The organism is Streptomyces sp. NPDC006487, assembly GCF_042870555.1.
Lineage (GTDB): Bacteria > Actinomycetota > Actinomycetes > Streptomycetales > Streptomycetaceae > Streptomyces.
In genome coordinates this window covers 126,233-143,669 of record NZ_JBIAHN010000018.1, presented here as the reverse complement: position 1 = coordinate 143,669, position 17,437 = coordinate 126,233, and the positions used below count along the sequence as shown (strand labels likewise).

Below are 17,437 nucleotides of genomic sequence, written 5' to 3'. Positions count from 1 at the left end.
CGGTCCTACTTCACGACGAGCGCGGTCCACGCCTTGACCCACTGGTCACGGTTCTTGGCGATGGCCTCCGGGGCGACCACCTCGGGCTTCTCGATGACGACGCCGTGCTTGGTGAACAGCTCGGGCAGCGTCGCGTCCTTGGTCACCGGGTTCACGAACATCTGGAGCGGCATGTCCTCCTGGAACTTCTTGGAGATCAGGAAGTCCAGGAGCGCCTTGCCGCCCTCCTCGTTCTTCGCGCCCTTGAGCAGACCCGCGAACTCGGTCTGGCGGAAGCAGGTTCCCGTCGAGACGCCCGTGGGGGCCTCGGCCGGCTGCGGCTCGCCGTAGAGCACCTCGACCGGCGGGCTGGAGGCGTAGGAGACGACCAGCGGCCGGTCGCCCTTGGCCTTCTTGCCGCCCGCCGAGCCGGAGAAGCGCTCGTTGTAGGCCTGCTCCCAGCCGTCGACGACCTCGACGCCGTTGGCCTTGAGCTTGCTCCAGTAGTCCTTCCAGCCCTCGTCGCCGTACTTGCCGACGGAGGCGAGGAGGAAGCCGAGGCCGGGCGAGGAGGTCGCGGCGTTCTCGGTGACCAGCAGGTTCTTGTACTCCGGCTTGATCAGGTCGTCCAGCGTCTGCGGCGGGGCGAGCTTCTTGTCGGCGAAGTAGGCCTTGTCGTAGTTGACGCAGATGTCGCCGGAGTCGACCGGGGTGACCCGGTGCTCCTTGTCGAGCACGAACTCGGGCTTCACGCCGGCCAGCCCCTTGGCCTCGTACGGCGTGAAGATGCCGTTGTCGAGGGCCCGGGAGAGGAGCGTGTTGTCCACGCCGAAGAAGACGTCGCCGCGCGGGGAGCCCTTGGTGAGGATCTCCTGGTTCAGGGCCGCGCCCGCGTCACCCGACTTCAGGACCTTGACGGTGTAGCCGCTCTGCTGCTCGAACTCCTTGAGGACCGTGTCGGTCACGTTGAAGGAGTCGTGCGAGACGAGGGTGACCGTCTTGGACTTCGGGGCGTCGCTCGCCCCGGCGGACTTGTCCTTGGCGTCGCCGCCGCCGCAGGCACTGAGCGTCGTGACGCCGAGCGCGGCCACGAGCGCGATGCCCGCCATCTTCTTGGTGGTGCTCATTGGTGCATTCCTCCTGGGATGTCCAGGAGAAGACGCGGCCCTGCCCGGCGCTCTGTGGAGCGGACGCCGGGCAGGGCGCAACAGCTTGAGTGGTGACCGAACTTCCTACCCCGAATGACCGGGGCGAGGTTCAGAGGGTCTGCGGTGACGGTTACCGCACTCTCAGCGCTGTGGCGCTCCCCTGTCGGAATATGAAATTGGTTTCGGCCACAGGGTACCCCGCGGCCGATTGCACACCTCAACTGGCCGAAATCAGCGCTCCGAGGCGGCGAGCTGGCCGCACGCGCCGTCGATCTCCTGGCCGCGGGTGTCGCGTACGGTCACCGGCACCCCGTGGCGGGCGATGGCCTCGACGAAGGCCTTCTCGTCCTCGGGCCGCGAGGCGGTCCACTTCGAGCCCGGGGTCGGGTTCAGCGGAATCAGGTTGACGTGCACGCGCTTGCCCTTGAGGAGCCTGCCGAGCAGGTCGCCGCGCCAGGCCTGGTCGTTGATGTCGCGGATCAGGGCGTACTCGATGGAGATCCGGCGGCCGGACTTCTCCGCGTACTCCCAGGCCGCGCCGAGCACCTCACGCACGTTCCAGCGGGTGTTCACGGGGACCAGGGTGTCGCGCAGCTCGTCGTCCGGGGCGTGCAGGGAGACGGCGAGACGGCACTTGAAGCCCTCGTCGGCGAAGCGGTGCATCGCCGGGACCAGGCCCACCGTGGAGACGGTGATCCCGCGCTGGGACAGGCCCAGGCCGTCGGGCTCCGGGTCGGTCAGGCGGCGGATGGCGCCCACCACGCGGTTGTAGTTGGCGAGCGGCTCGCCCATGCCCATGAAGACGATGTTCGACAGCCGGGCCGGCCCGCCGGGGACCTCGCCGTCGCGCAGGGCGCGCATGCCGTCGACGATCTGGTGCACGATCTCGGCCGTCGACAGGTTGCGGTCGAGACCGGCCTGTCCGGTGGCGCAGAACGGGCAGTTCATGCCGCAGCCGGCCTGCGAGGAGATGCACATGGTGACCCGGTCCGGGTAGCGCATCAGCACGGACTCGACGAGCGTGCCGTCGTGCAGCTTCCACAGGGTCTTGCGGGTGGTGTCGTCGTCGCACGAGATGTGCCGCAGGACGTTCATCAGGTCCGGCAGCAGCTCCTGCTGGAGCTTCTCGCGGGACGCGGCGGGGATGTCGGTCCACTCGGCCGGGTCGTGCGCGTACCGGGCGAAGTAGTGCTGGGAGAGCTGCTTGGCCCGGAACGGCTTCTCACCGATCGCGGCGACGGCCTCCCGGCGCTCCTCGGGCGTGAGGTCGGCGAGGTGCCGGGGCGGCTTCTTCGCTCCACGAGGGGCGACGAAAGTGAGCTCTCCCGGGACAGGGCGGGCCATGGCAGGTACTCCTTGTAAGACGAAAGGCGCGCCGCAGAAGCAGCGCGCCTTCCAAGAGTAACCGCCCTGCCTGCACGGGCGCCTTTCCGCAGGTCAGCCCGTGCCGACGAAGGCCGCCAGCAGCAGCCAGACCACCGGGGCCGTGGGAAGCAGGGAGTCCAGCCGGTCCATGATGCCGCCGTGACCCGGCAGCAGCGTGCCCATGTCCTTGATCCCGAGATCCCGCTTGATCATGGATTCCCCGAGGTCACCGAGGGTGGCGCTGACCGCCACGGCGAAGCCGAGCACCAGGCCCTGCCACCAGACGCCCCCGTCGATCAGGAACTCCATGCACAGCGCGCCGGCCCCCATCGCGAAGGCCACCGCTCCGAAGAGCCCCTCACGGGTCTTTCCGGGGCTGATGCGCGGGGCGAGCTTGGTCTTCCCGAAGCGCCAGCCGACCGCGTAGGCCCCGGTGTCGCTGACCACGGTCAGGACCAGGAAGGTGACGACCCGCTGCGGCCCGTCGTCGGCGGTGAGCAGCATCGCGACGAACGTGGCCAGGAAGGGCACGTAGAACGCCGCGAAGACTCCGGCGGTGACGTCCTTGAGGTAGTCCTCGGGCGGCTCTGTCATCCGCCAGACCAGGACCGCGAGGGCGGTCAGCGCCATCGCCACCCAGGCGCCCTCGGCCCCGCGGACGTACCCGGCGATGACCATCGCCGCACCGCCGATCGCGAGCGGGACCAGCGGGGCCTTGATGCCCTTCTTCTCCTGGAGACGGGAGGTGAGCTCCCACAGGCCGACGACGACCGCCACGACGACGACGCCGACGAAGACCGCCTTGACGATGAACAGCGAGGCGAAGATCACCGCGCCGAGGCCCACTCCGACCCCTATGGCGGCACGCAGGTCCCGCCCGGCACGCTTCTTCTGAGGCGGGGGCGAGGCGTCCTGCGGTGCCGGCGAAGGCGGGGTCGGCGGGGGGCTGGGCATGGGCTCCTGCGGCGGCGTATCGGCGCGGAAGAGGGGGCCGCCGTCAGCGGCGGCCCCCCGATCGCGTGCTTCCCGGTCGTCGAAGTCACGGCCGGCGGCATCGGGCACGATGGGCATGGGCCGAGTGTGCGGGCCCACCAGCGCATCGTAGGCGGGACCCGCCGGAACCGGCTCCGGCTGCCAGGAAGTGTCGTTCATCAGACTTCGAGGAGCTCGGCTTCCTTGTGCTTCAGGAGCTCGTCCACCTGCGCGACGTACTTCGCGGTGGTGTCGTCGAGCTCCTTCTCGGCGCGGCGCACCTCGTCCTCGCCGGCTTCCTTGTCCTTGACGAGCTTGTCGAGGGCGTCCTTCGCCTTGCGGCGGATGGCGCGGATCGACACCTTGGAGTCCTCGGCCTTGGTGCGCGCGACCTTGATGTACTCCTTGCGGCGGTCCTGCGTCAGCTCGGGGAAGGTCACCCGGATGATGCTGCCGTCGTTGCTGGGGTTGACGCCCAGGTCGGAGTCGCGGATGGCCGTCTCGATGTTGCGCAGGGCGCTCTTGTCGAACGGGGTCACGATCGCCATGCGCGGCTCGGGGACCGAGAAGGAGGCGAGCTGGTTGATGGGCGTGATGGCGCCGTAGTACTCCGCCACGATCTTGTTGAACATCGCCGGGTGCGCACGACCGGTGCGAATCGCGGCGAAGTCTTCCTTGGCGACGACGACGGCCTTTTCCATCTTCTCCTCGGCCTCGAGGAGGATCTCTTCGGTCACCACGTGCTCCTGCATGTCAGAAATGGATGGTTCAGGCGGACGGAGGGCCTGCTCAGGCCCGGGTGCCCTGGTCGCTCACGAGCGTGCCGATCTTCTCACCCTTGACGGCCCGCGCGATATTGCCCTCGGCGAGCAGCTCGAAGACGAGGATCGGCAGCTTGTTGTCGCGGCACAGAGTGATGGCCGTGGCATCGGCGACCTTGAGGTCGCGCGACAGCACCTCGCTGTACTCCAGCGCGTCGAACTTCACCGCGTCCGGGTTCTTCTTCGGGTCGGAGTCGTAGACCCCGTCGACGCCGTTCTTGCCCATGAGCAGGGCTTCCGCGTCGATCTCCAGGGCGCGCTGGGCGGCCGTGGTGTCGGTGGAGAAATAAGGCATGCCCATGCCGGCACCGAAGATGACCACGCGGCCCTTCTCCAGGTGACGCACGGCGCGCAGCGGGATGTACGGCTCGGCGACCTGGCCCATGGTGATGGCCGTCTGGACGCGGGAGTCGATGCCTTCCTTCTCCAGGAAGTCCTGGAGGGCGAGGCAGTTCATGACCGTGCCGAGCATGCCCATGTAGTCGGACCGGGCCCGGTCCATGCCGCGCTGCTGGAGTTCGGCGCCGCGGAAGAAGTTGCCACCGCCGATCACGATCGCGATCTCCGCGCCGTCGCGGACCACCGCGGCGATCTCACGGGCGATGGCGTGGACTACGTCGGGGTCGACGCCCAGTCCTCCGCCACCGGAGAAGGCCTCGCCCGACAGCTTCAGCATGAAGCGGCGGCCCTTCTTGTCCTGGTCGCTCTTGTCGTCGGAAGCGGTGTGGGTGTCCACGCCCTGATTCATGGAGATCTCCTCGTGCACATACGAAGAAGGCCATTGCCGGTGGGTCCTCGCGGTTCCCTCTGCGGCAATGGCCTCCTCGTCAGATCTGCGGTCGCCCTGCGCGAACGCGGGCGACTGCTTCAGACCCTACCGGGGTCCGGTGTCCGTCGCGTACGGACGGACTCAGATGCCGACCTTGATGCGCGAGAAGCGCACCAGGGTGACACCGGCCTCGTCCAGAACCTTCTGGACGGACTTCTTGGCGTCCAGGGCGTACGCCTGGCCGAGCAGCGTGTTGTCGCGGAAGAAGCCGTTGACACGACCCTCGACGATCTTCGGCAGCGCGGCTTCCGGCTTGCCCTCGGCGCGGGTGACCTCTTCGGCCACGCGACGCTCGGACTCGACGACCTCGGCCGGCACGTCCTCGGCGGAGAGCCACTTCGGCGCGAACGCGGCGATGTGCTGCGCGACGCCGCGGGCGACCTCGGCGTTCTCCTTGTCGAGCTCGACCAGGACGCCGATCTGGAACGGCAGGTCGGGCATCGTGCGGTGCATGTACGCCGAGACGTAGCCGCCGGTGAACTGCGCGAAGCGGTCCAGGACGATCTTCTCGCCGAGGTTGGCGTTGGCCTCGTCCACGAACGCCTGGACGGTCTTGCCGGGGGCGATCTCGGACGCGAGCAGCGCCTCGATGTCGGCCGGCGAGGTCGCGGCGATGTGGTTGGCCAGCTCGTTGGTGACCGCAAGGAACTTGTCGCCCTTGGCGACGAAGTCCGTCTCGCACTTCAGCTCGACGAGGACACCGGAGGTGTTGTCGTCGGAGATGACGGAGACGACGGCACCGTTCTCGGCAGAACGGCCTTCGCGCTTGGCGACGCCCTTCTGACCCTTGATACGGAGTGCCTCGACGGCCTTGTCGACGTCACCGTCGGCCTCGACCAGCGCGTTCTTGCAGTCCAGCATGCCGACGCCGGTGAGCTCGCGGAGCTTCTTGACGTCAGCGGCGGTGTAGTTCGCCATGAGTCTGTGATTCTCTCTCGAAGTCGTAGATCTACGGGTGAACGGCGGAGGAGCGCGCTCGTGGCGCGGCTCCCCCGCCGTCATCGTCCGTTCTTCGAGTGCCCGGCGTGTGAACGCCGGGCGCTCTCAGTGGGTCAGGCCTGCTCGGCGTCGGCGGCCGGAGCCTCGACGACGGCCTCGGCGACAACCTCGGCCTCGGCGGCCGGAGCGGCCTCGGCCTCGACGGCGGGGGTCTCGACAGCGGCCTCGGCCGGAGCGGCCTCAGCGTCATCGGCCTTCTTCTCGCCCTCGAGCAGGTCGCGCTCCCACTCGGCGAGCGGCTCGGCGGCGGCCTTCTCGCCCGGCTTCGAGTCGCCAGTGGCGGCACCGGAACGGGCGATGAGGCCCTCGGCGACGGCGTCGGCGATCACGCGGGTGAGCAGGGTGACGGAGCGGATCGCGTCGTCGTTGCCCGGGATCTTGTAGTCGACCTCGTCGGGGTCGCAGTTGGTGTCGAGGATCGCGACGACCGGGATGTGGAGCTTGCGCGCCTCACCGACGGCGATGTGCTCCTTCTTGGTGTCGACGATCCAGACGGCGCTGGGAACCTTCGACATCTCGCGGATACCACCGAGGGTCTTCTCCAGCTTGATCTTCTCGCGAGAGAGGACCAGGAGCTCCTTCTTGGTGAGACCCGAGGCGGCGACGTCCTCGAAGTCGATCGCCTCAAGCTCCTTCAGACGCTGAAGGCGCTTGTAGACGGTGGAGAAGTTGGTGAGCATGCCACCCAGCCACCGCTGGTTGACGTAGGGCATACCAACGCGCGTCGCCTGCTCGGCGATGGCCTCCTGGGCCTGCTTCTTGGTACCGACGAACATGATGGAACCGCCGTGGGCGACGGTCTCCTTCACGAACTCGTAGGCGCGGTCGATGTACGACAGCGACTGCAGCAGGTCGATGATGTAGATGCCGTTGCGCTCCGTGAAGATGAAGCGCTTCATCTTCGGGTTCCAACGGCGGGTCTGGTGACCGAAGTGGACGCCGCTTTCCAGCAGCTCCCGCATCGTTACGACGGCCATGGCCATCTCCTTGTTTTCTCGGTTTGGTTCCTGACGCCCCTGTCGCGCCCTGCCCCCGTAGAGGGGACCGAGAGACGCTGTCACCTGGCCCTGAGGGGCCGGTGCTGGGGCGTGCGAAGTCGACCCGGTGACCCGGATCGCCACAAGAAGTGTACGGGACCCGGTGGTATGCCGGGTGACGCGGTTGTCCACAGCGCCCCGCCCGTCCACAGGCCCGAACGGGACCGGCTCCGGAAACGGAACCATTCCCCCATGACGAAGCTGCTGCTCACCCTGCTCCTGGCCCTGGGCCTCACCCTGGCCCCACCTCCGACGGCACCCGGACCGCCCGGACCGCGAGGGCTGCCGGGGCCGCAGGTGCCATCGGCGCCGCCACCGGTGCCGCCGGGCCCGACCGGACGCCCGCTGCCCTCTCCCCTGACGGTGGTCCGCTGGTGGGACCCGCCCCCGACCCCGTACGCGGCGGGCCACCGCGGGGTGGACCTTGCGGCCCCGGTGGGCGCGGAGCTCCGCGCGATCGGTCCGGGCCGTGTCCACTACGCCGGCCCGGTGGCCGGCCGCGGGGTCCTTTCGCTGACCCTCCCGAACGGCCTGCGCACGACCTACGAACCGGTCCGCCCCCTGGTGGCACAGGGCGCCGAGGTCACGACGGGACAGGTGGTCGCCCTCCTCACGGAAGGCCCCCACTGCCCCCGCCCCTGCCTCCACTGGGGCCTCCTCCACGCGGAGGCCTACCTCAACCCCCTGACGCTCCTGCCGCGCCCGACCCCCCGCCTACTCCCCCTGACCACCCCTCAGCCGTCAGGCGCTGGAGGACCGGGGTCCGGGCTCTTTCAGCCGTCCGGCGTTTGAGGACCGGGGCAGGGCCCGGGGAACCGGGCCGGGTCAGCCCCCGACGCCCCGCAGGGCCATGGCCACCGCCGCGTCCGTGACGACAACGGGGTCTTCCCCGGCACCGCCCTCGATCCGCCGGACGGCAGCGTCCACCACACCCTGGAGCAGCATCGCGGCCAGCCTCGGCTCCGCCTGCCCCAGCGCGCCCAACGCCTCCACGATCATCGCGATCAGGCTCCCGTGCGCCGCGCGGATCTTCTCGCGCGCCCCGGCGTCCAGCTCGCTCGCCGAAATCGCCACCACCGCCCGGTGCCGCTTGTCCCCCACCAGCCCCAGCTGGCAGCGCACATACGCCTCGATCTTCGCCTCCGGCGTCTCCGCCTCGGACATCGCCGCCTCGATCTCGGCCGCCCACACGGGGAAGTCCACCGCGCACAGCTCTTCGACGACGGCCGCGCGGGACCGGAAGTACTCGTAGACGGAGGACCGGGCGAGGCCGGTCCGCTCGGCTAGGGCGGGGAAGGTCAGCGCTTCCGTCCCCCCTTCGGACAGCAGGGAACGCGCGGCGTCCAACAGGGCGCCGCGCTGCATCGACCGGTGCTCGGCCACGGAGGCCGCTCGAATCCTGGGCACGCGTCCACTCTACGGATGCACCGCAAGGCCGTCGCACGCTCTCGGCATCCGCCCTCGCGCTCCGGGACCCGGTTCAGCGCCCGACGTCCGCCAGCTTCGCCCGCAGCTGCAGGACCGACTTGGTGTGGATCTGGCTGACGCGGCTCTCGGTGACCCCGAGGACGTTGCCGATCTCGGCGAGCGTGAGGCCCTCGTAGTAGTAGAGGGTCACCACCGTCTTCTCCCGCTCGGGCAGCGTGTTGATGGCCCGCGCCAGCAGCCGGCGCAACTCCCGGTCCTCCGCGACCTCCACCGGGTTGTCCGCGGCGGTGTCCTCCAGCGTGTCCATCAGGGAGAGGCGGTCGCCCTCCCCGCCCACGTGCAGCAGTTCTTCGAGGGCGACCACGTTGGCGAGCGACAACTGGCTGAAAACGGCGTGCAGATCCTCCACGCCGATGCCCATCTCCCCGGCGACCTCGTGCTCGGTCGGGGTGCGCCGCAGCTGGGCCTCCAGCGTGGCGTAGGCCCGTTCGACGGCGCGCGCCTTCTGCCGCACCGAGCGGGGGATCCAGTCCAGCGCCCGCAGCTCGTCGATCATCGCGCCGCGGATGCGGGTGATCGCGTACGTCTCGAACTTGATGGACCGTTCGATGTCGAACTTCTCGATGGCGTCGATCAGTCCGAAGACTCCGGAGGAGACGAAGTCGGCCTGTTCCACATTGGGCGGCAGGCCGACGCTGACGCGGCCCGCCACGTACTTCACGAGAGGCGAGTAGTGCAGGATCAGCTGCTCCCGCAGCCGCTCGTCACCCGAGTCCTTGTACGAGCGCCACAGCACCTCCAGGGACGAGGGCGCGGTGGACCGCTCGCTGCCGCGCGCAGCGGGGGGCACCGCAGCGCGGTCGGACCCTGAGGTGTGCTGGGGCATGCTTCGCCTTTGCCGGAGCCGGATTCCTTGGGAGCGTAGCGTGACGGAAGTGTCGCGGTGCGCGAAGAGTACGGGATCGCGCGGGCCCGCAAGGGCGCCCCGACTCGCGCGGGAGACCCGGGACCGGCGCCTGGCGCACGGTCCCGGCGGGTGCCACCGGGAAGACCGCGTCTCTCATCGCCTTCACTCTTTCACCGGAACGCCCCAGGTCAACGACCGCCTCGCCGGGTGACGGCGCTTTATGCGCCTCCTCTCGGCCGCTTCGGGGCCAACTGCCAGCCGTCGCCCTGCCGTTCGACGAACCCCAGAGAGTGAAGTTCGTACAGTCTGCCGATGACTTCATCGGTACCGGCGCCCGCGGCGAGGGCCAGTTCCCCCAGGTCTGCGAGGCGCCCCGCCGGGAGGGCCTCGAGGACCCGGACCGCTTCGGGACCCAGCAGGTCCCGGGCGATGACGGGGCCCCGCCGCTCGGGTGCCAGCTCTCCCATCCCTCCGACCAGCTCGATGACCTCCGCCGCGTCCGTGACCAGCGAGGCCTCTCCGCGCAGCAGTTCGTGCACGCCGGCCGAGAGACCGCTGGTGGCCGGGCCCGGGATGCCCATGGTGATCCTCCCCAGCGCCTGGGCCCGCCGGGCGGTGACCAGGGACCCGCTGCGGTGGGCCGCCTCCACGACGACCGTGCCCCGGGTCAGGGCGGCGATGACGCGGTTGCGCAGCACGAAACGGCTCGGCGTGGGATGGCTGCCGGGCGGCAGCTCGCCGAGGACCATCCCCTGGGCGGCGATCCGGCCGAGCAGGCCGGCGTGCCCGCGCGGGTAGGCCACGTCCACCCCGCAGGCCAGCACGGCGGCCGTGGCTCCGCCGGCGGCGAGGGCGCCGCGGTGGGCGGCGCCGTCGATCCCGTAGGCGGCGCCCGAAACCAGCACCCAGCCGCGCTCGGCGAGTTCACCGGCCAGGCTCTGGGCCATGTGCGCCCCGTACGGGGTACAGGCGCGGGCTCCGACCACCGCCACGGAGCGCAGGGCCCAGGCCCGCAGGCTCGGCCTGCCCCGCACCCACAGCCCGACGGGCCGGGCGTCCCCGAGGTCGTCCAGCTGACTCGGCCACTCCGGCGACCCGGGGCAGACGAACCGGCCCCCGGTCTCGGCGGCGGCCTCCAGGTCCCGCCGGGGGTCGGCCGACGCGGCCCGGCGGCGGTATCCGGCGAGCCGCTCGCCGCCGACCCCGGTCAGTACCCCGTGCTCCGGCGCGGGCCCGGTCAGCAGCCGTATCAGCCCGACGGCCCCGTACTGCCGCAGCCAGCGCCCGCCGTGCTCCTCCCCGGGCTCAAGGACCCGGGTGAGCGCGGCCCGCGCGAGCACCTCGCCCGCGGGCTCCGCCTCCCCCGGCGGGCCGGATTCCGGGTCCGGAGCCGCGGCGGTCATGAGGCGGCGTCCAGGTGCGTCGCGGCTCCGCGGGCGATTCCGGTGCGCAGTTCGAGGGCGACCGCCACGTCCAGGGCGTCGGGGCGGTCCCGGCTCCTCAGGTCGGCCACCGTCCAGGCGACCCGGAGCACCCGGTCGAGCCCCCGCGCGGTCAGCAGGCCGCGCTCCAGGTCCCGCTCGGCCTGGGCCAGCGCTCCGGGGGCGGCCGGCCAGCGGGTCCGCAGCTCGTGGCCCGGGACCTCCGCGTTGAGCCGCCAGGGCGTGCCCTCGAACCGGGCCGCCGCCCGTTCGCGGGCCTCCCGGACCCGCGCGGCCACCACCGCCGTGGCTTCGCCGCGGCCCCCTCGCCCCAGCAGATCGGAGCGGGTGACCGGCTCTACCTCCACGCGCAGGTCCACCCGGTCCAGCAGCGGCCCCGACAGCCGGGCCTGGTAACGGCGGATCACCGAGGCCGGGCAGTCGCAGCCGGTCCCGTGCAGGGTGTGGCGCCCGCAGGGACAGGGGTTGGCGGCCAGCACCATCAAGAACCGGGCCGGCAGGCGTACCACCCCGGCGGCCCGGGCGATGACCACGTGTCCCGCTTCGAGGGGCTGCCTCAGGGCGTCCAGGGCCTTGGCGGCGAACTCCGCGGCTTCGTCCAGGAACAGCACCCCCCTGTGGGCCAGTGACACCGCTCCGGGCCTGGCCACACCGGCTCCGCCCCCGACGAGGGACTGCATGGTCGCCGAGTGGTGCGGGGCGCAGTACGGGGGTCGCGCGACGAGCGGTTCGCCCGGGGGCAGGATTCCCGCGACCGAGTGGACGGCCGTGACCTCCAGGGAGTCCTGTCGGGTGAGCGGGGGCATGATCCAGGGGATCCGCTCGGCCATCATCGTCTTGCCGGCGCCCGGCGGTCCGCTGAGGAAGAGGTGGTGGCCCCCGGCGGCCGCCACTTCCAGGGCCCGGCGTGCCGCGTGCTGTCCGGCGACGTCGGCGAGGTCGGGGAAGTCCCGTCCGTCGCCGTCGCGGGCCACTCCCGTGCCGAGTCCGGCGCCCGGGACGACCAGCCCGGCGAGCATCGGGTCCGGGCGCCCGGACGGATCCGGTGGTTCCTCCTCCGGGACCTCTCCCCCGGTGAGCACCGCGATCAGCTGGCGCAGGCTGCGTACCCCGAGCACCGAGACGTCCGGGACCAGCATGGCCTCGGCCGCGCACTGCTGCGGGACCACGACCTGCCGGTATCCGGCCTCGGCTGCGGCGAGCACCGCCGGGAGGATCCCGCGGACGGGACGCACCCGGCCGTCCAGCCCCAGCTCCCCGATGAGGACGAGATCGGCGATCGCCTTCGGGTCGACCACCTCGGCGGCGCCCAGCACGGCTGCGGCCACGGCGAGATCGAAGCCCGCGCCGCCCTTCGGGACGGACGCCGGGCTGAGGCCGACGGTGAGCTTCTTCTGCGGCCAGGCGGCGCCCGAGTTCACCACGGCCGCCCTGACCCGGTCCCGGCTCTCGACCAGGGTCTTGTCGGGCAGCCCCACCAGGGAGAAGGTGGCGACCCCGGGCTCCAGGTCGGCCTGGACCTCCACCACCACGCCGTCGACGCCCACGAGGGCGACCGAGCAGGCCCGTGCGAACCCCATCAGGCCGCCCCCCTGACGTGCTCCACCAAGGGCCCGCCGCGGCGCGGCAGGAGGACACCGACGAGGTCGATGCGGACCCCGCCCGGGGGTGGTCCCCCGTGGTCGGCCAGCCAGCGCCCGGCGAGCCTGCGCAAGCGCTCGGCCTGGGCGGGCCGCAGCGCGGCCATGGGATGTTCGAACTCCCCCGCCCGCCGGGTCTTGACCTCGCACACGACGAGGGCGTCCCCGTCCCGGGCGACGATGTCGATCTCCCCGCCGCGACACCGCCAGTTCCGCGCGATCACGGTCATCCCGGCCTCGGTGAGGCGTCGTGTCGCGAGGTCCTCGCCGTACCGCCCCAATGCCTGCTGTGCCACGCCCTTCGCGTTCATCCGGCACCACCTCCGGCACCGACGATCCCGCGTCCCCGCCCACCTGGTGGATCTTGGTGGACAGCCGGGGCGATGTGGACGACCGCGTCACCCCGGCGAGGGAACCGGGCCGGAGATCAGCTGCCCGGAAGCTCGAGGTCGCTCTTGTTGAGCTCCTCGATGTTCACGTCCTTGAAGGTCAGCACCCGCACCTGCTTCACGAACCGAGCCGGTCTGTACATGTCCCAGACCCACGCGTCGGCCATCGAGACCTCGAAAAAGACCTCCCCCTGTACCGAGTGCACCTGCATCTCGTAGTCGTTGGTGAGGTAGAAACGGCGTTCGGTCTCGATCACGTACTTGAACAGCCCGACGACGTCGCGGTACTCGCGATAGAGCTTCAGCTCCATCTCGGTCTCGTACTTCTCGAGGTCCTCGGCACTCATGGCATGTTCCCCTTCAGCCGTGCGTCCCCCTATTGTGCGCCAGGCCCGTGCGCCCCTAAACGATTTCCGGAGCCAGGTTCACGGGCGCACCCGGGGGACCGTCGTCGAGCAGCGTGCGGAGCAGCTCCGCGAGTCTGGTCGGGTACACCGTCTCATGGGCCGCAAGGAGTTCCTCGGAGGTCCACCACCTGGTGCCCGAGACGCTGCGGCGCTCCAGCTCGGTGAGGCCTCCCAGCACGGTCGCGGTCTGGCTGGTCCGGGCCAGGAAGTACCACTCGTCCTGCTCCCAGCGGCGCCCGTCGAAGGGGAACGAGCAGTAGCGGTGCCACAGCACCGGCCCCAGTTCCACGTCGGTGATCCCGGTCTCCTCCGCGAGCTCGCGGAGCGCGGCCTGCTCCCGGGTCTCGGCCCCTTCCAGGCCGCCGCCCGGGGTGAACCACCAGTCGTCCGCCGGGTCGCCCGGCTCGAAGCCGTGCAGCAGCAGGATCCGGTCCTCGGGGTCCAGCAGGATCACACGCGCCACCTTGCGCGGCGCTCCCTGCCCTCCCGCACCGCCCGGCCCGGAGCCGGCCCCCGGCCCGGAGCCGCCTCCCGGCCCCGCCGGCGCGTCAGCGGACATCGGCCCGCTCCTGCCTCCGCCCGCGCCCGAGAACCCGTACGACCGGCCCGTACGCGGCTCCGAGCAGCACCAGGGCCGCCCCGCCCACCACCGCGGCCACCTGGAGCAGCAGCGGCCCCGGCGTCGAGGTCCCGCCGGGCAGGGCGGCGTAGGCCCTGGGCCTCTCCAGCATCGCCATGTCGGGCCATGCGAGGGCGTCGACGCGGCCCGTCACCGCCGAGCGGGCCACCGTCCCCTGCCCGGCCTCCTCCAGGTGCGCCCGGGAGTCCAGGGAGGCTCCGCGCCGGTCGCCGAGCAGGAAGAGGTTGCCCTCGGGCACCGTCACCTCGAACGGCGTCCGGGAGGCGGACCCGCCCGGAGCGCCCGCCACGTCGAGCTTCTCCTCCTCGATGTACGGCTCGTCGAGCTCCTTGCCGTTGACGGTGAGCCGGCCGCCGGCACCGCAGCACTTGACCGTGTCCCCGCCGATGCCGACGACCCGCTTGACCATGGGCGAATCGCTCCACTGCCCGTCCTTGAAGATCACCACGTCCCCGCGGCGCACGTCCTCCCCGGCGATGCGCTGCGCCAGAACCCGGTCTCCGGGCTGCACGGTGGGCACCATCGAATCGGTGGGCACCGTGTACGGCTGGTACACGACGGCTCCCCACACGAAGCCGCCCAGGAAGAGCACAAAGCCGATGGCCACGGCGACTCCCGACAGCATGCTGCCGAGAGCACCGCGGCCATCGCCGTCACCTGCTCGTATTGCTCGTGTTCCGCCCATTGCAAGCGCCCCCACACTCGGAGATCGTCGACCTGGGCGGCACCCTACCTGTCGGTACGCCCCGCGGTCAGCCTCCGCCTGCGCCACAGCACGACCGGCACCGCGCCGGCGAACCCGAGCGCGGCCGGGCCGAGTCCGACCGGCGCCAGCCCGGCGGCGTCCAGACCGAGCGCGGTGGCCTTGGTCTGCGTACCGATGCCCGGCTGGTCGTAGGTGTCCGGAACCGGCAGGGTGGACCAGCGGGTGATCGGCCAGGCGACCACCACGGCGCGTCCGACGACATCGCTGACGGGCACGAAGCCCTGGGTGGGGTCCTGCTGGTGGTAGCGGGAGTCCTGCGAGTTCTGCCGGTGGTCGCCCATCACCCAGATCTTGCCCTTGGGCACGGTGAGCGGACCGAAGGGGAAGTCGTCGCACGGGGTGTTGCCCGGGAAGATGTACGGCTCGTCGAGCTCCTTGCCGTTGACGATGACCGGTCCCCCCTTCTTGCACTCGACCGTGTCGCCGCCGATGGCGATCGTCCTCTTGATCAGGTCCTTCTCCTCGGCGGACGGCATGAGGCCGATCCAGCTGAGGGCCTTCTGCGCGATGTTGGGATCCGGGGTGGGCTCCCCGCTCAGCCAGTTCGAGGGGTCGTGGAAGACCACGACCTCGCCGCGCTCGGGCTCCGATCCGAACCACGGCGTCAGCTTGTCCACGAGCACCCGGTCACCGCGCTGCAGGGTGTTCTGCATCGAGTCCGAGGGGATCGAGAACGCCTGTACCAGGAAGGTCTTGATCAGCAGGGCGAGCAGGAGGGCGATGCCGACCAGGAGCGGCAGCTCCTTCCAGAACGAACGGTGCGGGCGTGCCGCGGCGCCGTCCATCGCGTCGTCGCCGTCGTTCTCGACGGCATCGGGCCCGGAGGAGTCGTTCGGCTCCTCGCCACCCTCGTCGCGTCCGGATCGTGCACCAACCGCCACGTCCCCCACATCCACTCCTCGTTCGGAAATCGACGCCCGACCCTGATGAGGCACGGGCCCTCCCCTCCCCTAACGAGCGGGAGTTCCCGAAGGCGCGGGAGACCAAGGACACACTATGCGAACGAGGAGCCGCCCCGGCGCCTACGGGGCGCGCGGCGACCACCGCGCGCCTGGTCGGGAACCATGCGGAAGGTGGCGGGCTGTTCCAGCCGGTGCCAGTGCCCGAACGGCCAGGCGATCACCACGGCCTCGCCGACGACGTCCTTCTCGTCGATCGTGCCGTGGAAGGCCTCGTCGAGGTGGTAGCGGGAGTCGGCGGAGTTCGCCCTGTGGTCGCCCATGACGAAGATCCGTCCGGCCGGCACCTGCACCTCGAAGCGGATCTCCGAGGGGACGTTCCCCGGGTTCACGTACGGCTCGTCGAGCGGCGATCCGTTGACGCTGACGCGGCCGCGGGCGTCGCAGCACTTCACGGTGTCCCCGCCGACGCCGATGACCCGCTTGATCAGGTCCTGTTCGTTCGCCGAGGGCAGCAGGCCGATGAAGGTGAGGGTCTGCTTGATCTGCTTGATCCCCACCGGGTCCTCGGCGGGCTGGACGCTCTCGCCGCCCAGCCAGCCCCCCGGGTCCTTGAACACGACCACGTCCCCGCGCTCGACCTCGGAGCCGAACCACGGGGTGAGCTTGTCGACCAGGACCCGGTCGCCGATCCGGATCGTCTGCTCCATGGAGCCCGACGGGATGAAGAAGGCCTGGACGAGGAAGGTCTTGAGGATCAGCGCGATGCACAGCGCGACCACCACGAGCAGGGGCAGCTCCCCCGCCCGGCGGGTACGCCGTCTGCGCCGGACCCGGCGGGCGAGGCGACGCCGTTCGGCCCGGCCGCCGGGCTCGGCCGGCACGTCGTGCTCCGGCTCCGGGTCTCGGGCAGCGGCGCCGTCGGCGGCGGCGTCCTGCTCGTCGTCGTATTCGTATTCGTCCCGGCCGCCGCGCGGGCGCCCGCGGCTACCCACGGCCACCGCCCACGGAACCGGCGTCGCCCCAGCGCGACACCGGCCAGCCGATCCAGTCGGCCCGCCCGATCACCTTGTCCACCGGCACCATCCCCCCGCCCGGCTCCCCGAGGTGATCCCGGGAGTCCCGGGACTGGGAACGATGATCGCCCATGACCCACAGGGTCCCCAGGGGCACGACGATGCGGAACGGCACCTTCGATCCCGAGTCGCCCGGGTAGAGGTACGGCTCGTCCAGCGGCACCCCGTTGACCTTGATCCGGCCGTTCTCGTCGCACACCACGTCGTCGCCGCCGACTCCCACGACCCGCTTCACGAAGTCGGAGTCCGCCGGCTCGGCGAGCCCGAGCGCCGATGCCGCCCCGTGCAGGGCCTCGCCGATCGGATTTCCGTCCGGCGCCTCCCGTACGAAGGAGCCCGTGCCGTCGAAGACCACGACGTCCCCGCGTTCCGGCGCGCCGCCGAAACGGTACGCCAGCTTGTTGACCAGCACCCGGTCCCCGACGGCGAGCGTGGGCTCCATCGAGCGGCTCGGGATCAGGAAGGGCTGGAGCACGAAATTGCTGAACAGCAGCAGGAAGACGGTGCAGGCCAAGCCGAGCAGCCCGGAGCGCCGCCAGGTCAGCCAGCCGGCCGTGCCGGACCCGGGATCCGGGGCGGGCCCCGCTCCGGAAAGCACGAAACGCGACCTCCCCTCCCCCTCGTCGGGGGAAGAGTGGCCGCGCTGCGTGTGAGGTGCTTCGGTGTCCATCGGGGGCGAGCCTATCCGGCCTT

At 71.0% G+C, this 17,437-nt stretch carries 19 protein-coding genes and 1 riboswitch; of the genes, 1 reads left to right on the top strand and 18 read right to left on the bottom strand.

Going from position 1 to position 17,437, the window contains the following annotated elements:
- Window positions 1-5: 5 nt before the first annotated feature.
- The 7 genes from ACFYM0_RS29910 to rpsB form a co-directional block, all read right to left on the bottom strand.
- Window positions 6-1,106 carry a thiamine ABC transporter substrate binding subunit gene (locus ACFYM0_RS29910; protein WP_388506717.1) on the bottom strand — a complete coding sequence of 367 codons (1,101 nt, stop codon included), beginning with the start codon at window positions 1,104-1,106 and terminating at the stop codon, window positions 6-8.
- An 84-nt stretch (window positions 1,107-1,190) separates the two neighbouring features.
- A riboswitch (TPP riboswitch) is annotated at window positions 1,191-1,299 on the bottom strand.
- A gap of 59 nt (window positions 1,300-1,358) precedes the next feature.
- Window positions 1,359-2,471, bottom strand: coding sequence for a 23S rRNA (adenine(2503)-C(2))-methyltransferase RlmN (rlmN, locus tag ACFYM0_RS29905; protein WP_327255165.1), 1,113 nt, complete (start codon window positions 2,469-2,471; stop codon window positions 1,359-1,361).
- 93 nt (window positions 2,472-2,564) lie between these two features.
- Complete coding sequence (locus ACFYM0_RS29900) at window positions 2,565-3,644, bottom strand: phosphatidate cytidylyltransferase (protein WP_388506714.1); 1,080 nt, start codon at window positions 3,642-3,644, stop codon at window positions 2,565-2,567.
- Complete coding sequence (gene frr, locus ACFYM0_RS29895) at window positions 3,644-4,201, bottom strand: ribosome recycling factor (RefSeq protein WP_112453867.1); 558 nt, start codon at window positions 4,199-4,201, stop codon at window positions 3,644-3,646. Before frr ends, ACFYM0_RS29900 begins: the two co-directional genes overlap by 1 nt.
- Window positions 4,202-4,253: 52 nt before the next feature.
- The gene (gene pyrH / locus ACFYM0_RS29890; RefSeq protein WP_243337648.1) at window positions 4,254-5,033 is read right to left on the bottom strand and encodes a UMP kinase; all 780 of its coding nucleotides are present in this window, start codon (window positions 5,031-5,033) and stop codon (window positions 4,254-4,256) included.
- Between the two features lie 162 nt (window positions 5,034-5,195).
- Window positions 5,196-6,032 carry a translation elongation factor Ts gene (gene tsf, locus ACFYM0_RS29885; RefSeq protein WP_266881358.1) on the bottom strand — a complete coding sequence of 279 codons (837 nt, stop codon included), beginning with the start codon at window positions 6,030-6,032 and terminating at the stop codon, window positions 5,196-5,198.
- 134 nt (window positions 6,033-6,166) lie between these two features.
- Complete coding sequence (rpsB, locus tag ACFYM0_RS29880; protein ID WP_250743876.1) at window positions 6,167-7,090, bottom strand: 30S ribosomal protein S2; 924 nt, start codon at window positions 7,088-7,090, stop codon at window positions 6,167-6,169.
- Window positions 7,091-7,342: 252 nt separating this feature from the next.
- On the opposite strand from rpsB, the gene ACFYM0_RS29875 reads away from it, so the two are divergent.
- Complete coding sequence (locus ACFYM0_RS29875; RefSeq protein ID WP_388506711.1) at window positions 7,343-7,942, top strand: M23 family metallopeptidase; 600 nt, start codon at window positions 7,343-7,345, stop codon at window positions 7,940-7,942.
- Between the two features lie 33 nt (window positions 7,943-7,975).
- On the opposite strand, the gene ACFYM0_RS29870 is transcribed toward ACFYM0_RS29875, so the two are convergent.
- The 11 genes from ACFYM0_RS29870 to lepB (ACFYM0_RS29820) all read right to left on the bottom strand — a co-directional run bounded on the left by ACFYM0_RS29870 (window position 7,976) and on the right by lepB (ACFYM0_RS29820) (window position 17,414).
- A complete protein-coding gene (locus ACFYM0_RS29870) occupies window positions 7,976-8,533 on the bottom strand; it encodes a TetR/AcrR family transcriptional regulator (protein WP_388506830.1) in 558 nt (185 codons plus the stop codon).
- 97 nt (window positions 8,534-8,630) lie between these two features.
- Window positions 8,631-9,464 (bottom strand): RNA polymerase sigma factor WhiG, encoded by an 834-nt coding sequence (whiG, locus tag ACFYM0_RS29865; RefSeq protein WP_250743879.1) that lies wholly within the window; start codon window positions 9,462-9,464, stop codon window positions 8,631-8,633.
- Window positions 9,465-9,703: 239 nt separating this feature from the next.
- Window positions 9,704-10,888, bottom strand: coding sequence for a DNA-processing protein DprA (gene dprA, locus ACFYM0_RS29860; RefSeq protein ID WP_388506708.1), 1,185 nt, complete (start codon window positions 10,886-10,888; stop codon window positions 9,704-9,706).
- A complete protein-coding gene (locus tag ACFYM0_RS29855; protein WP_388506706.1) occupies window positions 10,885-12,507 on the bottom strand; it encodes a YifB family Mg chelatase-like AAA ATPase in 1,623 nt (540 codons plus the stop codon). The genes dprA and ACFYM0_RS29855 overlap by 4 nt, the downstream gene beginning before the upstream one ends.
- Window positions 12,507-12,878 carry a YraN family protein gene (locus tag ACFYM0_RS29850; RefSeq protein ID WP_388506704.1) on the bottom strand — a complete coding sequence of 124 codons (372 nt, stop codon included), beginning with the start codon at window positions 12,876-12,878 and terminating at the stop codon, window positions 12,507-12,509. The genes ACFYM0_RS29855 and ACFYM0_RS29850 overlap by 1 nt, the downstream gene beginning before the upstream one ends.
- Before the next feature lie 116 nt (window positions 12,879-12,994).
- A complete protein-coding gene (locus ACFYM0_RS29845; RefSeq protein WP_005311352.1) occupies window positions 12,995-13,303 on the bottom strand; it encodes a DUF2469 domain-containing protein in 309 nt (102 codons plus the stop codon).
- A gap of 55 nt (window positions 13,304-13,358) precedes the next feature.
- Complete coding sequence (locus ACFYM0_RS29840; protein WP_388506702.1) at window positions 13,359-13,922, bottom strand: NUDIX hydrolase; 564 nt, start codon at window positions 13,920-13,922, stop codon at window positions 13,359-13,361.
- On the bottom strand, window positions 13,912-14,688 hold the full coding sequence (lepB, locus tag ACFYM0_RS29835; RefSeq protein ID WP_388506700.1) for a signal peptidase I: 777 nt from the start codon (window positions 14,686-14,688) through the stop codon (window positions 13,912-13,914). Before lepB (ACFYM0_RS29835) ends, ACFYM0_RS29840 begins: the two co-directional genes overlap by 11 nt.
- A gap of 44 nt (window positions 14,689-14,732) precedes the next feature.
- Entirely contained in the window at window positions 14,733-15,650 is a 918-nt protein-coding gene (gene lepB, locus ACFYM0_RS29830) for a signal peptidase I (RefSeq protein WP_388506698.1), read from the bottom strand.
- Between the two features lie 113 nt (window positions 15,651-15,763).
- On the bottom strand, window positions 15,764-16,663 hold the full coding sequence (gene lepB / locus ACFYM0_RS29825; RefSeq protein ID WP_388506696.1) for a signal peptidase I: 900 nt from the start codon (window positions 16,661-16,663) through the stop codon (window positions 15,764-15,766).
- Window positions 16,656-17,414, bottom strand: coding sequence for a signal peptidase I (gene lepB, locus ACFYM0_RS29820; protein WP_388506694.1), 759 nt, complete (start codon window positions 17,412-17,414; stop codon window positions 16,656-16,658). Before lepB (ACFYM0_RS29820) ends, lepB (ACFYM0_RS29825) begins: the two co-directional genes overlap by 8 nt.
- Window positions 17,415-17,437: the final 23 nt, after the last annotated feature.